Source organism: Actinoplanes sp. NPDC021490, from assembly GCF_055562135.1.
In genome coordinates this window covers 18,601-37,866 of record NZ_JBVHFW010000020.1, presented here as the reverse complement: position 1 = coordinate 37,866, position 19,266 = coordinate 18,601, and the positions used below count along the sequence as shown (strand labels likewise).

16 protein-coding genes are annotated in these 19,266 nt (G+C 70.6%); 9 read left to right on the top strand and 7 right to left on the bottom strand.

The features are described 5' to 3' along the window. Window positions 1–125: 125 nt before the first annotated feature. From ACZ3I4_RS38790 to ACZ3I4_RS38770, 5 genes are all read right to left on the bottom strand, one after another. The gene (locus ACZ3I4_RS38790) at window positions 126–1,676 is read right to left on the bottom strand and encodes a S1C family serine protease (protein WP_465387105.1); all 1,551 of its coding nucleotides are present in this window, start codon (window positions 1,674–1,676) and stop codon (window positions 126–128) included. A 39-nt stretch (window positions 1,677–1,715) separates the two neighbouring features. Then, complete coding sequence (locus ACZ3I4_RS38785) at window positions 1,716–3,296, bottom strand: sensor histidine kinase (protein WP_465387104.1); 1,581 nt, start codon at window positions 3,294–3,296, stop codon at window positions 1,716–1,718. 10 nt (window positions 3,297–3,306) lie between these two features. Further along, window positions 3,307–4,020: a response regulator transcription factor gene (locus ACZ3I4_RS38780; RefSeq protein ID WP_127497738.1), complete on the bottom strand. Its 714-nt coding sequence runs from the start codon at window positions 4,018–4,020 to the stop codon at window positions 3,307–3,309. Between the two features lie 68 nt (window positions 4,021–4,088). Next, window positions 4,089–4,874, bottom strand: coding sequence for a lysophospholipid acyltransferase family protein (locus ACZ3I4_RS38775; protein WP_465387103.1), 786 nt, complete (start codon window positions 4,872–4,874; stop codon window positions 4,089–4,091). Beyond that, window positions 4,871–5,635 (bottom strand): GNAT family N-acetyltransferase, encoded by a 765-nt coding sequence (locus ACZ3I4_RS38770; RefSeq protein ID WP_465387102.1) that lies wholly within the window; start codon window positions 5,633–5,635, stop codon window positions 4,871–4,873. The genes ACZ3I4_RS38775 and ACZ3I4_RS38770 overlap by 4 nt, the downstream gene beginning before the upstream one ends. Before the next feature lie 94 nt (window positions 5,636–5,729). Here ACZ3I4_RS38770 and ACZ3I4_RS38765 point away from each other — a divergent pair, with 94 nt between their 5' ends. The 8 genes from ACZ3I4_RS38765 (at window position 5,730) to ACZ3I4_RS38730 (ending at window position 17,006) form a co-directional block, all read left to right on the top strand. Then, on the top strand, window positions 5,730–6,386 hold the full coding sequence (locus tag ACZ3I4_RS38765; protein ID WP_465387101.1) for a hypothetical protein: 657 nt from the start codon (window positions 5,730–5,732) through the stop codon (window positions 6,384–6,386). Between the two features lie 41 nt (window positions 6,387–6,427). Next, on the top strand, window positions 6,428–7,348 hold the full coding sequence (locus ACZ3I4_RS38760) for an ABC transporter ATP-binding protein (protein WP_465387100.1): 921 nt from the start codon (window positions 6,428–6,430) through the stop codon (window positions 7,346–7,348). Beyond that, a complete protein-coding gene (locus ACZ3I4_RS38755) occupies window positions 7,345–8,169 on the top strand; it encodes an ABC transporter permease (protein WP_465387099.1) in 825 nt (274 codons plus the stop codon). Before ACZ3I4_RS38760 ends, ACZ3I4_RS38755 begins: the two co-directional genes overlap by 4 nt. A 151-nt stretch (window positions 8,170–8,320) precedes the next feature. Then, on the top strand, window positions 8,321–12,061 hold the full coding sequence (locus ACZ3I4_RS38750) for a multifunctional oxoglutarate decarboxylase/oxoglutarate dehydrogenase thiamine pyrophosphate-binding subunit/dihydrolipoyllysine-residue succinyltransferase subunit (RefSeq protein ID WP_465387098.1): 3,741 nt from the start codon (window positions 8,321–8,323) through the stop codon (window positions 12,059–12,061). A 56-nt stretch (window positions 12,062–12,117) separates the two neighbouring features. Further along, window positions 12,118–12,297, top strand: a complete 180-nt coding sequence (locus ACZ3I4_RS38745; protein ID WP_465387097.1) for a DUF6104 family protein — start codon at window positions 12,118–12,120, stop codon at window positions 12,295–12,297. Further along, window positions 12,287–13,024, top strand: coding sequence for an AAA family ATPase (locus ACZ3I4_RS38740; RefSeq protein WP_465387096.1), 738 nt, complete (start codon window positions 12,287–12,289; stop codon window positions 13,022–13,024). The genes ACZ3I4_RS38745 and ACZ3I4_RS38740 overlap by 11 nt, the downstream gene beginning before the upstream one ends. A 791-nt stretch (window positions 13,025–13,815) precedes the next feature. Further along, entirely contained in the window at window positions 13,816–15,894 is a 2,079-nt protein-coding gene (pta, locus tag ACZ3I4_RS38735) for a phosphate acetyltransferase (protein ID WP_465387095.1), read from the top strand. Further along, window positions 15,891–17,006: an acetate/propionate family kinase gene (locus ACZ3I4_RS38730; RefSeq protein WP_465387094.1), complete on the top strand. Its 1,116-nt coding sequence runs from the start codon at window positions 15,891–15,893 to the stop codon at window positions 17,004–17,006. The genes pta and ACZ3I4_RS38730 overlap by 4 nt, the downstream gene beginning before the upstream one ends. Before the next feature lie 10 nt (window positions 17,007–17,016). Here the strand turns inward: ACZ3I4_RS38730 and ACZ3I4_RS38725 are convergent, their stop codons facing one another. Continuing rightward, window positions 17,017–17,181 (bottom strand): hypothetical protein, encoded by a 165-nt coding sequence (locus ACZ3I4_RS38725; protein WP_465387093.1) that lies wholly within the window; start codon window positions 17,179–17,181, stop codon window positions 17,017–17,019. A 150-nt stretch (window positions 17,182–17,331) separates the two neighbouring features. Between ACZ3I4_RS38725 and ACZ3I4_RS38720 the strand changes: the two genes are divergently transcribed. Continuing rightward, the gene (locus ACZ3I4_RS38720; RefSeq protein WP_465387092.1) at window positions 17,332–18,222 is read left to right on the top strand and encodes an alpha/beta hydrolase family protein; all 891 of its coding nucleotides are present in this window, start codon (window positions 17,332–17,334) and stop codon (window positions 18,220–18,222) included. An 87-nt stretch (window positions 18,223–18,309) separates the two neighbouring features. Here the strand turns inward: ACZ3I4_RS38720 and ACZ3I4_RS38715 are convergent, their stop codons facing one another. Further along, entirely contained in the window at window positions 18,310–19,260 is a 951-nt protein-coding gene (locus ACZ3I4_RS38715; protein WP_465387091.1) for a zinc-binding dehydrogenase, read from the bottom strand. Window positions 19,261–19,266 lie beyond the last annotated feature (6 nt).

Below are 19,266 nucleotides of genomic sequence, written 5' to 3'. Positions count from 1 at the left end.
AGTCCCCACGGTGGAAAAGAGGGGATTCGTCCGGAAGTCGGAGATTAGCGCCGTACAAACGTACGGCGGGTGGCGTGACAACCCCCTTGTCACACCACCCGCCGGACCGAAAGGGTCAAGCTTTTCTACTGGGCCTCGGTCAGAGTCACCGTGACCTGCTTCTTCTGGCCGTCACGGGTGAAGTCGAGCGTCATCTTCTGCCCGACCGCACCCGACTGGACCGCCGCGACCAGGTCGTCGGAGTCGCCGATGTTCTTGCCGTCGGCCGAGGTGATCACGTCGCCCTGCTCGAGCCCGGCCTTGGCCGCCGCGCTGTTCGGGGTGACCTGGCTCACCAGGGCGCCGCCGTTCTCGGCCTCGGTCACGCTGACGCCGAGCGCCGGGTGGCTGACCTTCTTGCCGGCCATCAGGTCCTCGACCACCTGCTTGGCCTTGTCGCTGGGGATCGCGAAGCCCAGGCCGATGTTGCCCGAGCTGCTGCCCTGGGTGGCGATCGCCGAGTTGATCCCGATGATCTCGCCGTTGGTGTTGACCAGGGCGCCGCCGGAGTTGCCCGGGTTGATCGGCGCGTCGGTCTGCAGCAGGCCGGACATCGTGGTGGTGGCGCCCTGCTGTTGCTGCTGCTGCGAGCCGAACGGGCTCTCCTGCTCGCCGCCGCCCTCGCCGGACTGGATCGTGCGGTCCTTGGCGCTGATGATGCCGGCCGTGACCGAGCCCTCCAGGCCCAGCGGGCTGCCGATCGCGAGCACCGTGTCGCCGACCTGCATCTTGGCGCTGCTGCCGAAGGTGGACGGCTTGAGGTCGGAGACGCCGGAGACCTTGACCACGGCCAGGTCGGTGCGCTCGTCGGTGCCGACGATCGTGGCGGCGGCCTTCTTGCCGTCGGCGAAGATGACCGTCACGTTCTTGCCCTGGGCCGAGGCCACCACGTGGTTGTTGGTGACGATGTAACCGTCGGCCGAGATGACCACACCGGAGCCCTCGCCGCTGCCGGTGGTGATCGAGACGACGCTGTCCTGCACGGCCGCGGCGATCTGGGCCAGCGACGACCGGTCGACCACGCGGGTGACCGAGGAGTTGCCGGTCTGCACAGCGGGCGACGAGCCGTCGTCGTCGAAGGCCAGCGCGGTCGCCGCGCCCACGCCGCCCGCGCCCAGCGCGATCAGCACCGCGGCGGCGCCGGCCACGAAGATCTTGCGGCCGCGGCCCCGGTTGCGAGGCTGCTGCTGGTCGACCGGCAGCGCCCAGGCGGGCTGACCGTCGGCGGTCGGCGTCCAGGGCTGGCCCTCGGTGCCGAGCGGCTGGGTCTGGGTCTGCGGGGCGCCGGCCCAGCCCGCGCCGTAGGCCTGCTGCTGCCCGTACGGCTGCTGCTGGCCGTAGCCGTAGCCGGGGTGGGGCTGCTGATAGCCCGGCTGCTGCGGCCAGGGCGACTGATGCTGCCACTGCGGGGCGCCCGTCACCGGGACGCCGGACTGCGGAACACCCGATTGCGGGGCGGCCTGGGGAGCGCCCGTCTGGGGAGCGCTCGACACCGGCCGGGCCCACTGGGGGGCCTGCGGCGCCGCCGGCTGTGCGGCGGGCAGCGCGGCGGTCGGCGGCTCAGACTGTCCCGGCGCCGGGCTGCTGCTCTCGGAGGAGGCGTCCGCGGGTCGCGGGTCGGTCTCGTTCTCGTTCATGCCCACAACCTTGCCCCGTTGCTCTCGGATCGACCTGTGTCAGGCCTGGATGTTTTCTGTGAAGCCCTTATCCGGATTTAGCGTAGGCAAAGTCACCTTGAACGTCGCCCCTTGCCCCGGTTCGCTGATCACCTCGACGGTTCCTTGGTGCGACCTGACAATCGCCGCCACGATCGCGAGTCCCAGGCCGGTGCCGGTAGCCGTCCGGTCGGTGTTGCGGGTGCGGGCCTCGTCGGCGCGATAGAACCGCTCGAAGACATGTTCCTTCTGCTGCGGGGAGAGCCCCGGCCCGGTGTCGGACACCTCGACCACCGCCCGGTCGTCGCCCTCGGCGTAGAGCCGCAGCGTGACCGTGGCGTCGGGCGGGGTGTGCACCAGCGCGTTGGTCACCAGATTACCGATCACCTGGCGCAGCCGGGCGTCGTCGCCGTACGCCACCAGCTGCTCGGGCTGATCGCGGACCTCGAGCTCGATGGCCCGCTCGGGCGCGGTCGCCTCGGCCGCCTGGATCGCGTCCAGGGCCAGCACCGGCAGCTCGACCGGGCCGAGGGTGAGCGGGCGCTCGCGGTCGAGCCGGGCCAGCAGCAGCAGGTCCTCGACGAGCAGGCCCATGCGGGCGGCCTCGTCCTCGATCCGGCGCACCAGCCGGGCCACGTCGTCGGGGTTGGTCACGGCGCCCTGGCGGTAAAGCTCGGCGAAGCCGCGGATGGTGGTCAGCGGCGTCCGCAGCTCGTGCGAGGCGTCGGCCACGAACTGCCGCATCTTGCCCTCGGACTCCACGGCGCGGGCCTCGGAGGCCTGCGCGGAGTCGGCCGCCTCGATCGCCACCGCCTCGGCCGCCCGGGCCGCCGCCTCGGACTGGGCCCGCGCGCTGAACGCGGCCTCGATCTGGGCCAGCATCGCGTTGAGCGCCTTGGCGAGCCGGCCCAGCTCGGTGTGCGGCTCGCCGTCGTGGGCCTCGGGGTCGGGCACACGCTGGGTGAGGTCACCGGCCCCGATCGCCGCCGCGGTGCGTTCTATCTGCAGCAGCGGCACCAGGCTCTGCCGCACGATGGCGGCGCCGATCGAGGCCAGCGCGATCAGCACGCCCACACCGACCAGCAGGTCGACCCAGACCATCTGGTTGACGGCCAGGCCGATCACCGACAGTTTCTCGCCGACCTGGATGACCGAGCCCCACTGGTCGATCACGACCACCACGCGCCATACGACCTTGCCGCTGGGCGACCGCACCGTGTACGGGTCGCCGAGCAGCGCGTTGACCTCGTCGGAGCCCTTGACCAGCGGCGGCGTGTCCTCCAGTCCGAGGTCAGGGTCGCCGACCACGGGCGGGTCGGGGCGAACGCCGTCGACGCTGCTGGACGAGACGTAGTAGTCGCTCGGGACCGGGATCTCGGAGCCCTGACGCGCCTTGGCGATCGTCGTCGCATAGATCGACAGCGAGGTGTCCAGCCGGTCCAGCAGATAGTTGTGCAACGCGTACGTGCTGGCGGCACTGATCGCGGTCAGCGCCGCGAACACCAGGACGAGGACGGACGCCACCAGCTTGATGCGCAGCGAGACCCGGCGCAGGCTGGGCTGCGGCGGGATCGAGTTGCGAACCCGCTCGGTGAGCGTCACGGCCGGGAGCTCAGACGGCTGGCTTGCGTAGCACGTAGCCGACCCCGCGGAGCGTATGGATCAGGCGGGGCTGCACGTTGTCGACCTTGCGCCGCAGGTACGAGATGTAGGACTCGACGATGTTGTCGTCGCCGCGGAAGTCGTACTTCCAGACGTGGTCGAGGATCTGCGCCTTGGAGAGCACCCGGTTGGCGTTGAGCATGAGGTAGCGCAGCAGCTTGAACTCGGTCGGCGACAGCTGCACCCGCTGGCCGGCCCGGTAGACCTCGTGCGTCTCCTCGTCGAGCTCGAGGTCGGCGAAGACCAGGCGGGACGGCTCGTCGTCGCCCTGCGTCGTGCGGCGCAGCACCGCCCGGATGCGGGCGGTGAGCTCCTCGAGGCTGAACGGCTTGGTGACGTAGTCGTCGCCGCCCAGGGTGAGGCCGCGGATCTTGTCGTCGGTGCCGTCCCGGGCGGTCAGGAATACCACCGGGGTGCGCTGGCCGCCCTCGCGCATGAGCCGGATGACCTCGAAACCGTCGAGGTCGGGCAGCATGACGTCGAGGACGACGAGGTCGGGGGTGGTGTTCTTCGCCGCGCTGACCGCCGCGCTGCCGCTCGTCGCGGTGCTCACGTCGAAGCCGGCGAAGCGAAGGCTGGCGGAGAGCAGCTCGAGGATGTTCGCGTCGTCCTCGACGACGAGCAGCTTCGCCTCGCTCTGCTTGGGCTGGGTCTGGGCGGCCATGACACCCAGTATTTATCAGTCTGCTGCACCGCAGCTGCACAGAAGCTGAAAGTTTTCTGGAAACCGGCTTAAGCGGCCAGGCGGTAGCCGCCGCCTCCCATCGAGGCCTGGGCGGCGCGCGCGAGCATCCGGCGATCGGCCCCGGGCGCCGGGCGCAGGGCGGGCGCGGCCACCAGGGTCACCGTCAGCGACCGTAGCGCGGCGACCCGGCGTACGGAATCGAAGAGGGTGTCGTCGCCGATGAAGGCGGCGGCGGTGGAGTCGTAGTTGATCGAGACCGGCACCACCGGGGCGCCCGCGTCGACCGCGGCCTGGAACAGCGCCGGGCGGAAGCGGCCCCGGCTGACCCCGCAGAACGTCGTGCCCTCGGGGAACGCCGCGACGGTGCGGCCCGAGCGCAGCGAGGTGGCCACCTCGCCCACCGTGGCGGGCAGCGACTTCGGCCGGGACCGGTCGATGAAGATCGCCCCGGACAGGCCGGCCAGCAGCCCGATGCCCGGCCACGAGCCGACTTCGCCCTTGGCCACCAGGCGCACCGGCGTGATCGCCGTCAGCACCAGGATGTCGAGCCAGGAGACGTGGTTGGCGACCAGCAGGCTGCCCGGCTTGAGGGTCGGGCCGCGGCGCACGAGCCGGATGCCCAGCACCCGCAGCATCGAGCGGGCCACACCGCGCAGGGCGATCCCGCGCAGCAGCGGCACCAGCAGCAGACCGCCGGTCAGCACGACGGCGAGGGCGATCATGCGCAGGGCGCCCGTGCCGGGGGTGGCGTGCCGGTCGGCGCCGTCCCGGCAATGGTCGCCGCAGCCCGAGACCGGCTGCCACAGCCCGGTCAGCGCCCTCCCGGCGATCATCGCGCCGCTCCGAGGAAGTGCCGGCGGTACCGCGGGTCCATCCGGTCCATCGAGAACAGCACGTAGAAGTCGGCGCAGTTGAAGTCCGGGTCGTACGCGGGCGGCCCGCAGACCCAGCTGCCCAGGCGCAGATATCCCTTGAGCAGCGCGGGCGGGGGCGTCCGGGGATCGCCGGCCACCTCGCTTCCGGCCAGCCAGTCCCGGCGCGGCTTGACCCGCAGCGTGGGCGGGGACAGGTGCTTGGCCTGCACCCGGGCCCAGACGCCGGCCGCGGTCACGCCGCCGTCGTCCAGTGGCACCGAGGCGCATCCGGCCAGCCAGCGCAGGTTGTTCAGGTGCAGGTAGCGGGCGATTCCGGCCCACATCAGGTTGATCACCGAACCGCTGCGGTGGGCCGGGTGCACGCACGAGCGGCCGGTCTCGACCAGCTGGTCGCGCAGCGGGTTCAGCGCGGACAGGTCGAACTCGCCGTCGCCGTAGCGGCGGCCCGCCCGCTCGGCGGCCCGGGGCGGGAGCATCCGATAGGTGCCGACCACCGCGCCGGTCGCGTCCTCGCGAACGATCAGGTGGTCGCAGAAGTCGTCGAACTCGTCGGCGTCGCGCCCGTCGGCGGTGGCGCCCGGCAGAGTGGCGCCGAGTTCACCGGCGAACACGTCGTGGCGCAGTCTCTGCGCGGCCGCGACCTGGCTCGGGTCGTCGGCGAGGAGCAGGGTGTAGCCGCTGGTTCCGGTGGGGGCGGCGGCAGTCAGTAGTACAGCCATGTGATGTGTGTAAGGGCGGCACCTGCCGATGGAATGTCGCCTCAGCAGGCGATTCATGGCCACCAAATGAACGGCTTGTGCGAGCCTTCCTCGCATGCAGATTCCGGCACGCTTCAACGGCCCGCCCACGTCCGGCAACGGAGGGTGGTCGGCCGGCACGTTCGCGGTCGAGGCGGGCGCCCGGCCCGGCGGGGCGGTCTTCGAGGTCACCCTGCGGGTGCCGCCGCCCCTGGACACTCCCCTGACCTATGCCGACGGCGCCGTGCACGACGGCGGCACGCTGGTGGCCACCGTGACCGCGGCCGAGGGCGAGATCCCGGCCGTGGCGCCGGTCGGCCTGGCCGAGGCGGCGCGGGCGGCCGAGGCGTACGAGGGCTTCACCCACCATCCCTTCCCCACCTGCTACGTCTGCGGCCCGGAACGACCGGACGGGCTGCGCGTCTTCTCCGGGCCGCTGCCCGACGGGCGTACCGCCGCGCCCTGGGTCGTGCCCGCCGAGGCCGGCCTTCCGGTGGTCTGGGCCGCGCTGGACTGCCCCGGCGGCTGGGCCGCGTTGCGCAACCGGCGCACCTACGTGCTCGGCCGGATCGCGGTCGCCACCGGCGCCCTGCCCGAGCCGGGGTCGACGTGTGTGGTGGCCGGCGAGGCGACGGAGTTCTCCGGGCGCAAGGCGATGGTGCTCTCGACGATCTACGGCCCGGACGGTTCGCCCCTCGCTCGGGCCAGGGCCACCTGGATCGCCACGACCTAGTAGGTTGTCCCTTCACTCCAAGGAGGAAGGGGAACCAGTCGATGACCCGGCCAGGCACCGACGAGATTGTCGTCGATCGCCTCACCAAGCAGTACAAGAAACTCCGAGCAGTGGACGACTTGTCGTTCCGCGTACGTTCGGGCCGGGTGACCGGCTTCCTGGGCCCCAACGGCGCCGGAAAGACCACCACCCTGCGCATGCTGCTCGGCCTGGTCACCCCGACCGCGGGCACGGCGACGTTCGGCGATCAGCGTTACACCGACCTCACCGATCCCGTACGCCAGGTCGGCGCGGTCCTCGAGGCGTCCAGCGCGCACCGTGGCCGCACCGGGCGTAACCACCTCCGGATGATCTGCCGCGCCGCCGGGCTGCCCGACACCCGCGCCGACGAGGTGCTCGAGCTGGTCGGTCTCACGCCGGCCGCCGGCCGCAAGTTCAAGGGCTACTCGCTCGGCATGAAGCAGCGGCTGGGCATCGCCGCGGCCATGCTGGGCGACCCGCGGGTGCTGATCCTCGACGAGCCGGCCAACGGTCTCGACCCCGAGGGCATCCGGTGGATGCGTGACCTGCTCAAGTCGCTGGCCTCCGACGGCCGCACGGTGCTGGTCTCGAGCCACCTGCTGGGCGAGATGCAGCTGCTCGCCGATGACGTGGTGATCGTCGCGGCCGGCAAGCTGGTCCGGCAGGGCCCGGTCGACGAGGTGCTCGGCGACCTGAGCGGCGGCGTCCAGGTGCGGGTGCGCACCCCGCAGGCCGAGGCGCTGACCGCCGCGCTCTCCGAGTTGAAGGCGACCGTCACCCCGGCCCAGGACGGCTCGCTGCTGGTGCACGGGGCCGAGGCGGCCGCGGTGGGTCACGCGGCCTTCGGCGCGGGGGTCGAGTTGCACGAGCTGGCCACCGAACGCGGCGACCTCGAACAGGTCTTCCTGCAGCTCACGGCCGGAAAGGCGGGCATCCGATGAGACTGGTCAACGCCGAGCTCTTCAAGGTCCGCACCACCTCGCTGTGGTGGATCATGGGCATCATCCTGGTTCCGCTGTACGCCGCCAGCCTGCTGGTCAACTGGGCCCAGGCCAGCGCGGGCGGCCCCCCGCCGGACGCCGGGGTGCCCGATTCCCAGAGCGCGCAGATCGAGGCCGCGCTGCTGCCGATCAACGTGGCCACCAGCCTTTACACCAGCGGCCAGTACTTCGGCGTGCTGGTCGTGCTGCTGCTCTCGGCGATCATCGTGACCAGCGAGTTCTTCCACCTCACGGCGACCACGACGTTCCTCACGACGCCACGCCGCGAGGCGGTCATCCTGGCCAAGTTCGGCGCCGCGATCATCATCGGCCTGGTCGTCTGGCTGTTCACCACGGTCCTCAACCTGATCGTGGTTCCGCTGATCCTGAAAAACCTCGACCTGGGCGCCCAGTTGGGTGAACCGGCCGTGTGGCGGGCCATCGGGCTGAACGCGCTGGCCTTCGTGCTGTGGGGCATCCTCGGCGTCGGCGCCGGCGTGCTGATCCGCAGCCAGATCGCGGCCACGCTGGTCCTGGGCATCACCTACGTGGTCGGCACCTCGGCCGTCGGTCTGATCTTCTTCCTGCTCAGCGAGTACGTGGCCGAGTGGATCAACAACCTGCAGGTCATCGTGCCGACCACGGCATCGCTCCTGATGATCTCGGGCACCGATCTGCCCGGGAGCCCGCCACGCTGGGTCGGGGCGGCCGTGCTGATCGGTTACGCGGTCGTGTTCGGCTTCTTCGGCACCTGGCTGACCAAGCGGCGGGACATCAGCTGATCTTGCAAAAATGAGATCCCACGTCGCCCCGCGCGACGTGGGATCTTCCATTGCACCCCCATGTGGCAGGAGTTCACCGCGGCGCACGGCGTAGCCTGGATGCCGAATCCTTCCCGTCCCATGTGACGAAAACAGTCGCGTGCTGACAAACATGGTGAAAGAGGCGAACACGGAAGTGTCGACCCAGCAGACTTCGCACGAGAACCCACTCGCGGACTTCGGGCCGAATGAGTGGATCGTCGACGAGATGTACCAGCGCTACCTGGCCGACCCGACCAGCGTCGACCCGGCCTGGCACGACTTCTTCGCCGATTACAAGCCCGCGATGGCCACGGGTTCGATCGTGACTCCCGACGAGGCGAAGGCCGCCAACGCGACCGCCTCGGCGGCGCGGGCCGGCACGGACGCCCCCGCGGCGTCCACGGTTGCTCCGGTCAAGCCGACGGTTCCGACCGAGTCTGCCAAGCCGAAGCCCGCGCCCGCGAAGCCGCAGCCGGCCGCCAAGCCCGCCCCCGCCGCCAACGGGAAGGCCGCCGAAGGCGCGAAGGTCACCACGCTGCGCGGCGTCGCGGCCAAGATCGTGCAGAACATGGACGCCTCGCTCGAGGTACCGACAGCCACTTCGGTGCGCGCGGTCCCCGCGAAGCTCATGGTCGACAACCGCATCGTCATCAACAACCACCTCGCCCGCGGGCGGGGCGGGAAGGTCAGCTTCACCCACCTGATCGGCTGGGCGATGGTCCGCGCGGTCACCCAGCACCCCGAGATGAACAACTCGTTCGCCGAGGTCGACGGCAAGCCCGCGCTGGTCCAGCCCGAGCACATCAACCTGGGCATCGCCATCGACCTGGCCAAGAAGGACGGCACCCGCACCCTGGTCGTGCCGTCCATCAAGAACTGCGAGCGGATGGACTTCCGCAAGTTCTGGCAGGCCTACGAGGACATCGTCCGCCGGGCCCGGCGCAACGAGCTGACCATGGACGACTACTCGGGCACGACGATCTCGCTGACCAACCCGGGCGGCATCGGCACGGTCCACTCGATCCCGCGGCTGATGACCGGGCAGAGCGCGATCATCGGCGTCGGCGCGATGGAATACCCCGCGCCCTACTCCGGCATGAGCGACGAGACCCTCACCGAGCACGGCGTCAGCAAGGTCACCACGCTGACCAGCACCTATGACCACCGGGTCATCCAGGGTGCGCAGTCCGGCGAGTTCCTCAAGGCCATGCACGAGTTCCTGCTCGGCGAGCACGACTTCTACGACCAGATCTTCACCTCGCTGCGGATCCCGTACGAGCCGGTCCGCTGGGTGCGCGACGTCGCCCGCACCTCCGAGGGCCAGATCGACAAGGCGGCCCGGGTCGTCGAGCTGATCCACGCGTACCGGGTGCGCGGTCACCTGATGGCCGACACCGACCCGCTCGAGTTCGAGATCCGCCGCCACCCCGACCTCGACGTGCTGCAGCACGGCCTCACGCTGTGGGACCTCGACCGCACGTTCCCGGTCGGCGGGTTCGCCGGCAAGCAGCGGATGAAGCTGCGCGACGTGCTGGGCGTCCTGCGTGACACGTACTGCCGCCGCGTCGGCATCGAGTACATGCACATCCAGGGCCCCGAGGAGCGGCGCTGGATCCAGGACCGCATCGAGATCAAATACACCAAGCCCGACTCGGACGAGCAGAAGCACATCCTCAACCGGCTGAACGCGGCCGAGGCCTTCGAGACGTTCCTGCAGACCAAGTTCGTCGGCCAGAAGCGGTTCTCGCTCGAGGGCGGCGAGTCGCTGATCCCGCTGCTCGACGCCGTGCTCGAGTCGTCGGCCGAGGCCGGTCTGGACGAGATGGTCATCGGCATGGCCCACCGCGGCCGGCTCAACGTGCTGGCCAACATCGTCGCCAAGCCGTACGAAAAGATCTTCAACGAGTTCGAGGGTCAGATGGACCCGAAGTCGGCCCACGGCTCCGGCGACGTCAAGTACCACCTGGGCCAGACCGGCAAATACACGACGCCGGACGGCGAGCACTCGACAACGGTCAGCGTGGTGGCCAACCCGTCCCACCTGGAGGCCGTCGACCCGGTGCTCGAGGGCATCGTCCGGGCCAAGCAGGACCGCCTCGACCTGGGCCTGCACGGCTACACGGTGCTGCCGCTGCTGGTGCACGGCGACGCCGCGTTCGCCGGTCAGGGAGTCGTGGCCGAGACGCTCAACCTGTCGCAGCTGCGCGGATACCGTACGGGCGGCACGGTCCACGTGATCGTCAACAACCAGGTCGGCTTCACCACCGCCCCCGAGTACAGCCGCTCGTCGATGTACTCGACCGACGTGGCCCGGATGATCCAGGCGCCGATCTTCCACGTGAACGGCGACGACCCCGAGGCCGTCGTGCGGGTCGCCAAGCTGGCCTTCGAATACCGCCAGGTGTTCAACAAGGACGTAGTGATCGACCTGGTCTGCTACCGCCGCCGCGGGCATAACGAGGGCGACGACCCGTCGATGACCAACCCGCGGATGTACGAGATCATCGACACCAAGCGCTCGGTCCGCAAGCTCTACACCGAGGAGCTGATCGGCCGGGGCGACATCACCGTCGACGACGCCCAGGAGCAGCTGCGCGACTACCAGTCCCAGCTCGAGCAGGTCTTCAAGGCGACCCGGGACGCGGCCGGCACCCCGCCCCGCCCCCGGGTCATCAGCGAGGAGCCGGAGCCCGAGGTCGAGACCGCGATCGACGCCGCCACCGTGCGCGCGGTCGGCCAGGCTCACGTCGAACTGCCCGAGGGCTTCACCCCGCACAAGCGGGTGCAGCAGCTGCTCGAGCGCCGGGCCAAGATGGGCACCGAGGGCGGCATCGACTGGGGCTTCGGCGAGCTCGTCGCGTTCGGCTCGCTGCTGGCCCAGGGCGTCACTGTCCGGCTGGCCGGGCAGGACTCGCGCCGCGGCACGTTCGTCTCGCGGCACGCCTCGGTGGTCGACTCGCGTACGGGCAAGGACTTTCTGCCTCTCTCCACGCTGACCACCGGCTCGGCCCGGTTCTTCGTGCACGACTCGCTGCTCAGCGAGTACGCGGCGATGGGCTTCGAGTACGGCTACTCGGTCGAGAACCCGGAGGCGCTGGTCCTCTGGGAGGCGCAGTTCGGCGACTTCGTCAACGGCGCCCAGTCGATCGTGGACGAGTTCCTGTCGTCGGGCGAGGTCAAGTGGGGCCAGCAGTCGTCGCTGGTGCTGCTGCTCCCGCACGGCCAGGAAGGCCAGGGTCCCGACCACTCGTCGGGCCGGCCCGAGCGGTTCCTGCAGCTGTGCGCGCAGGACAACATGCGGGTGGCGAACACGACGACCCCGGCCAACTACTTCCACCTGCTGCGCCGGCAGGCCCTGTCGACCAAGCGCAAGCCGCTGGTCGTGTTCTCGCCGAAGTCGCTGCTGCGGCACAAGCTCGCCGTGTCGCAGGTCTCCGACTTCACCCAGGGCACGTTCCAGCCGGTGATCGGCGACGCCGGCGTCAACGGCTCGCCGCTCGACGCCGGCTCGGTCAAGCGGGTCCTGCTCTGCTCGGGCAAGGTCTACTACGACCTGTTCCAGGCCCGGGCCCAGCGGGACATCACCGACACCGCGATCGTGCGGATGGAGCAGATCTACCCGCTGCCGGTGGACGAGCTCAAGGCCGTGCTGGGCCAGTTCCCCAACGCCGAAGACTTCGTCTGGGTGCAGGAGGAGCCGGCCAACCAGGGCGCCTGGTCGTTCGTCGCGCTCAACCTGCTTGAGCACCTCGAGGGTGTGCGGCTGCGTCGCATCTCGCGTCCGGCCGCCGCCGCCCCCGCGGTCGGCTCGGCCAAGATGCACGAGGCCGAGCAGGCCGCGCTGATCGAGGCCGCGCTGCCGCGTCCGTAAGGCAATGAGAGGGGGTGCTCCGCGAGAGGCGGGGCGCCCCCTTTTACTATCCGGGCATGTACTTCACCGATCGTGGCATCGAGGAGCTCGTCGACCGGCGCGGCGAGGAAAGCGTGACGCTGGAGTGGCTGGGCGACCAGCTGCGCACCTTCGTCGACATGAACCCCGAGTTCGAAACCCCGATCGAGCGTTTCGCCACGTGGCTGGCCCGGGGCGACGACGAGGATGAGGAGTAGAGCCGCCGAGTCCCGCCCGATCCGGCGCGTCGAACTCCACGCCGACGCCGAGATCGACCGCTCGGCGTGGTGGGCGAAGATCCCCGCCGTCCGCGCGGTGCTCGATCACGGTCTCAACATCCCCGCCGGGGTGACCTTCCTCGTCGGCGAAAACGGTTCCGGCAAGTCGACGCTGGTCGAGGCCCTGGCCACGGCGCACGGGCTGAACCCCGAGGGCGGCTCCCGCGACGCCATGCACTCCACCCGCGTGACCGAATCCCCGCTGGGCGAGGCGCTGCAGGTGATCCGCACCCCCGGCCGCCGCGTGAACGCGTACTTCTTGCGCGCCGAGACCACGCACGGGCTCTACACCTACTTGGAGAGCCTGCCCGGCGACAATCCCGACCGCGGCCTGCACGAACAGAGCCACGGCGAGGGCTTCCTGGAAATCCTGGCCCGCAAATTCCGCGGCTACGGCTTCTATTTGATGGACGAGCCCGAGGCGCCGCTGTCCTTCACCTCGACGCTGGGCTTGCTCGGTCACCTCGGCGACTTGCGCGCCGCCGGCTCCCAGGTCGTGGTGGCCACCCACTCCCCGCTGCTCACCGCCCTGCCCGGCGCCACCATCCTCGAATTGGGCCCCCACGGCATCCGCCGCACAACATGGGAGGACCTCGACATCGTGACCAATTGGCGCGGCTTCCTCGATTCGCCGGAGAGCTATCTACGCCACCTCGGCGCTTCCTGAATCAAGGCGTTTCCTAGATCAAGATCAAGGTCGAAAGGCGGATGTCGTAGCACGGTGGGTGGTGACGGACCGTCGCTCACGCCGAGGGCCGGCGCGGGCTTCGCTGGCCGCTGACGCGTCCAGAACGCGAAACCCACCCCGGCGACCTGCGTGATCGGTTGCGCCGACCCCAAAACCCGGTGTTCCGGCTGCCGCGCCATTACAGCCGCCCGGCCGAGCCCGTTCGCGATCGGAGAACGCCCGGCCGGCTCTGTGTTCGTCATCCAACCCGGCCACGTCGCAGTTGCGGGCCACCCCGAGCCCGTGCAACCCGTCCAGGCCGCCATACCGGCCTGATCGACTGGGACGGCGTCAATCCGGCTTTCCGCACGGTTGCCGCGGACGCAGTCGAGTCCGCACAGCTTGTTCCATGTGCCTGTCCCGGGGCGACGGGGGTGGTTTGTATGGGCGCAACTACTTACGCACGTCGCCGGGGTGGGCTTTGCGTTTTGGACGCGCAGCGGCCAGCGAAGACCGGCCCGGCCCTCGACGGGAGTGACGGTCTGCACCACCCACCCCGCTACGGCATCCAGCCCTTGACCTTGGTTGGTCGTTCGCCCTTGACCTTGGTTGGTCGTTCGCCCTTGATCTTGATGGATGATCCGGCACTCGTCTTGGCACGTCACCTGATCTTGATCTTGATGGATGACCCGGCCTTGGTGGGGGGCTCGCCGTTGATGTTGGGTCGTCGGTCACTGGGTGTTGGGACTTTCGGCCCGGCGGTGGCGTGGACCGGCCGGTAGGTTGAGGGCGTGGCACGAAGCGTCTATGTGGCCGGCCTGGGGCCCGCTGTCGGCAAGGGCACCGTCGCGCTCGGGCTGGTTGAGTTGCTGTCGCGGCAGGTGGCCCGGATCGGGGTGTTCCGGCCGCTGGTGGGTGGCGACGGGGATGATCCGCTGCTGACGTTGCTGACCAAGCGCTATCCGGTGGTCGCGCCCTATGCCGACTCCTATGGCGTGACCATGGCCGAGGCGAGCGCGCTGGTGGCCGACGGGAAGTGGGAGGAGCTGATCTCGCGGATCGTCGAGCGCTATCGCCAGGTGGAACGGCTGGCGGCATCGGTGGTCGTGATCGGCAGTGATTTTGCGGCCGGTGGGGCCAAGGAGCGCGACGAGATTCCGCGGGAGCTGGGCTTCAACGCTCGTCTGGCCACCGAGTTCGGCAGCGTCGTGGTGCCGGTGATCAGCGGGGCCGGGCGTGCGGCCGAGTCGCTGGCGGCGGCCGCGCGCAGTGCGTATCACTCGCTCGTCGACCTGGACGCCACGGTGGTCGCCGTGATCGCCAACCGGGTGCCGGAGGGTCTGGGGCCGTTGCCCGACGCGGGGCTGCCGGTGCCGATGTGGTCGATCCCCGAGGTGGCCGCGGTCGCCGCGCCGACCGTGGCCGAGGTGGCCGAGGCCCTCGACGCGACGGTGGTGTCGGGCGGCGAGGGCGCGCTCGACCGTGATGTGCTCGACTATGTGGTCGGCGCGGCCCACGTGCCAGCCGTGCTCGACCATCTGACCGACGGCGCGTTGATGATCACGCCGGGCGATCGGGCCGACCTGTTGCTGGCCGCGAGCGCCGCGCACGCCGCGGGCAACGTGACGTTGTCCGGCCTGGTGCTGACGCTGGGCGAGCGGGCCGACCCGCGGGTCGTCCGGGTCATCGAGAGGCTGAACACCGGGCTGGCGATGCTGGTCGTCGACGCCGACAGCTATCACACGATCGCGGCCGCCTCGCACATCCAGGCCCGTCTGGGCACGGGCACGCCGCGCAAGATCGAGGCCGCGCTGGGCGCCTTCGAGGAGAACGTGGACACGGCCGCGCTGACCCGGGTGCTCGACGTCGCGCGGTCGAGCCGGGTCACGCCGCTGATGTTCGAGAACGACCTGATCGACCGGGCCCGGGCCGAGCGCCGCCACCTGGTGCTGCCCGAGGGCACGGACGAGCGCATCCTGCGCGCCACCGAGACTCTGCTGCGGCGGGGCGTCGCCGATCTGACGCTGCTCGGCGACCCGGCCGAGATCGCCCGCCGGGCCCGCGAGGTGGGCGTCGAGATCGGGGCGGCCCGGCTGGTCGACCCGGGGGCCAGCGAGTGGCGGGACGGCTTCGCCGAGCGCTACGCCGAGCTGCGCAAGAAGCGGGGTGTCTCGCTCGACCTGGCCTACGACGTGGTCCGCGACGTCAACTACTTCGGCACGATGATGGTGGCCGAGGGGCTGGCCGACGGCATGGTCTCGGGGGCCAACCACACGACGGCGGCCACGATCCGGCCCGCGTTCGAGATCATCAAGACGGTCCCGGACGTGTCGGTGGCGTCCAGCGTGTTCTTCATGCTGCTGGCCGACCGGGTGCTGGTCTACGGCGACTGCGCGGTCAACCCCGACCCCGACGCGGCTCAGCTGGCCGACATCGCGCTCTCCTCGGCCCGTACGGCGGCCGCGTTCGGCATCGAGCCGCGGGTCGCGATGCTGTCGTATTCGACGGGCAGCTCGGGGGCGGGCGCCGATGTGGAAAAGGTCGCCGCGGCCACCGCGCTGGTCCGGGAACGCCGGCCCGATCTGCCGGTCGAGGGCCCGATCCAGTACGACGCGGCCGTCGACCCGGCCGTGGCGGCGACCAAGTTGCCCGGCAGTGATGTGGCGGGCAAGGCGACCGTGCTGATCTTCCCGGACCTCAATACCGGCAACAACACGTACAAGGCGGTGCAGCGGTCGGCCGGGGCGGTCGCCGTCGGGCCGGTCATGCAGGGCCTGCGGCGGCCGGTCAACGACCTGTCCCGGGGCGCGACGGTGAAGGACATTGTGAACACGGTGGCGATCACGGCGATTCAGGCGGCGGTGCGATGAGCCGGGTGCTGGTGCTCAACAGCGGCTCGTCGTCGGTGAAGTACCGGCTCTTCGACGGCTCCGAGACGGTGGCCAAGGGGCTGGTCGAGCGGATCGGCGAGTCGGGTGGCGAGGTCGCCGACCACCGGGCCGCGCTGCAGGGAATCATGGACGAGGTCGACCTGTCCGGCCTGGCCGCGGTCGGTCACCGGGTGGTGCACGGCGGCTCCGACTTCACCGGTCCCACGGTCATCGACGACGGTGTGGTGGCCCGGGTCGACGCGCTCGTGCCGCTGGCCCCGCTGCACAACCCGGCCGCGCTGACCGGCATCGAGGTGGCCCGCAAGCTGCTGCCCGACGTGCCTCAGGTGGCCGTCTTCGACACCGCGTTCCACGCCACGATCCCGCCCGAGGGCGTCACCTGGGCCATCGACAAGTCGCTGGCCGAGCGGTGGCAGATCCGCCGGTACGGCTTCCACGGCACCTCCCACGCGTACGTGTCCCGCCGCACCGCCCAGCTGCTGGGCCGCGACCCGGCCACCACCAACGTGATCACCCTGCATCTGGGCAACGGCGCGAGCGCGTGCGCCGTCGAGGGCGGCCGCAGCGTCGCCACCTCGATGGGCCTGTCGCCGCTGTCCGGGCTGGTGATGGGCACCCGCAGCGGCGACATCGACCCGACCGTGATCTTCCACCTGCACCGGGTGGCCGGCCTGCCCCTCGACGAGATCGAGACCTCGCTGACCAGGCACGGCGGCCTGCAGGGCATGGCCGGGGTGAACGACCTGCGCGCGGTGCTCGAACTACGCGCGGCCGGTGACCCGGACGCGACGCTGGCCTTCGACGTCTACTGCCGGCGCATCCGCGAATACGTGGGGTCCTACCTGGCCGTGCTGGGGCGGGTCGACGCCATCACGTTCACGGCCGGCGTGGGTGAGAACTCGGCCGCCGTACGCGCGGCGTCGCTCTCGGGTCTCGAACCGCTCGGCATCGCGATCGACCCGGAACGCAACGAGCGCCACGACGAGGTGATCTCCCCGCCGGGCGCTCGGCTTCCCGTCTGTGTGGTCCCCACCGACGAGGAGTTGGAGATCGCCGACCAGTCCCGGACGGCGCTCTCGCTGTCGCGCTGAATTCAGCCGCTCAGGCGACGAGCCAGATGATGAGAGCGAGCAGCACCACGGCCACGGCGACGCCGCCGACGATCAGTGGAGTCTTGGAGGACGCAGCCGGCTGCTGAGGCGTGCTCTGGGTGAAGGCCCGGAATGCCTCGGTGTTGCCGCTCGGGTCGACGCTGTTGTCTGACATGCGCAAGACCATAGCGAAAGAATGCACGTCAGCCGAGCCCGCTATCTTAGGCATCACAGCTCCGACCAGGACAAACATCATCCGTCCGGGGAATTCACCCCATCGTGGGATCGCCGGCCCCTCCTCGGCCCCGGTGAGCTCCGACGCACAATGGGTCGGGTGCCTCACCGTACGGTCGTTCTCGCCCTGGCCTTTGCCGTTCTGACCGCGTGCACCGCGGAGCCCGCACCGGCTCCCCCGGTCCCGCCGGTCACCTCGTCCGCCCCCGCACCGGCCTCCGCACCGGCACCGGCGCCCCGGGGTTCGGCGCCGAGCCGGGACTTCGCGGTCGAGACGCGCACGCTGACCCTGCGGCGTGGGGCCGACCGGCCGCTCACCACGACGGTCTGGGTGCCCGAGGGCGACGGCCCCTTCCCGCTGATCCTGTTCAGCCACGGGCTCGGCGGCCGCCCGGCCGATTACCGCACGCTGCTGACCGCCTGGGCCCGCGCGGGCTTCGTCGTGTCCGCGCCCGCCTACCCGTTCACCTCCCGCTCGGCTCCCGAGTTCAAGGTGCTCGACGTGCTCAACCAGCCCGCCGACGCCAGCTACGTGATCACCCAGACGCTCGCCGCCGTTCCGAGCGCCGACCGCGAGCGGGTGGCCGCGGCCGGGCATTCGGCGGGCGGTGTCACCACGCTGGGGTTGTTCAGCGGCGCGCGCGACGAGCGGTTACGCGCCGGCGTGGTGCTGGCCGGTCGTCAGGTGCTGTCGCAGCCGTTCGCCGGTCCGGAGGCGCCGATGCTCTTCGTGCACGGCCGTAAGGACCCCACGGTCCTGTACGCCGACGGCCGCGCCGCCTACGACGCGGTGAAGTGGCCGAAGGCGTTCGTCAGCGTCACCGACGGCGGGCACCTCGCCACCGGACGGGCGCTCGACGTGGTCGCCACCACGAGCACCGACTTCTGGCGCTGGGCCCTCTATGGCGACGAACGCGCCCGTGAACGGCTGAAGGGCGACGCCACCCGAGGGGGCGTCGCCACGTTCGCCGACGATCTGTGAAGCCCGTTCAGTTCAGCGCCGTTCGGTTCAGCGCCGTTCAGTTCAGCGCCGTTCGGTTCAGCGCCGTTCAGTTCAGCGCCGTTCGGTTCAGTGCAGGAAGTCGATCGCGACCTTGCCGAAGATGTCGCCCGACTCGAGCCGGGCGAACGCGTCGGCCACCGCGCTGAACCCGTACGTCGAGTCGACCACCGGCCGCACGTTCTTCTCGATGAGCAGGTCGAGCAGCGCGGCCAGCTCGGGACCGGTGCCCATCGTGCTGCCCAGGATGTCGAGCCGCATGGCGAACACGCGGCGCAGGTCGACGGTGGCCAGGTGGCCGCCGGTCGCCCCGCACACCACGATCCGGGCGCCGGGCGCGCTGCACTTCATCGAGTGCTCGAACGTCGGTGCGCCGACCGACTCGATCACCACGTCGACCCGCTCGGGCAGGCGGAGTCCCGGTTCGACGGCCGTCGCGCCCAGGGCGGCGATCTTTTCCCGCTTGCCCGCGTCGCGGCTGGTGGCGTACACCCGCTTGCCCATGGCCACCGCGAGCACGACGGCCGCCGTGGCCACCCCGCCGCCGGCGCCCTGCACGAGCACCGAGGACGCCTCGGCGACCCGGCCCCGCGTGACCAGCATGTGATAGGCCGTGAGCCAGGCCGTCGGCAGGCACGCCGCGTCCAGGAAGGACAACCCGGCCGGCTTGGGAATCAGGTTTTCCCGGGGCACGGCGACCCGCTCGGCCAGCGTGCCCGGGTGCCGTTCGGAGAGCAGCGACAGGCCCCGGGGGTCGGCCTTGTCCGCGATCACGGGATAGACGACGACCTCGTTGCCGTCCGGGTCGACCCCGGCCGCGTCACAGCCCAGGATCATCGGCAGGCGATCGGCGGGCAGGCCCACGCCGCGCAGCGACCAGATGTCGTGCTGGTTGAGCGAGGCCGCCCGGACGTCGACGGTCACCCAGCCCTCGGGCGGCTCCGGATCGGGCTGGTCGGCCACGCGCAGGGCGGAGCGGGGATTGATCGGGTCGGAAGCTATGGCGTAGGCGGCGCGCATAGCTCC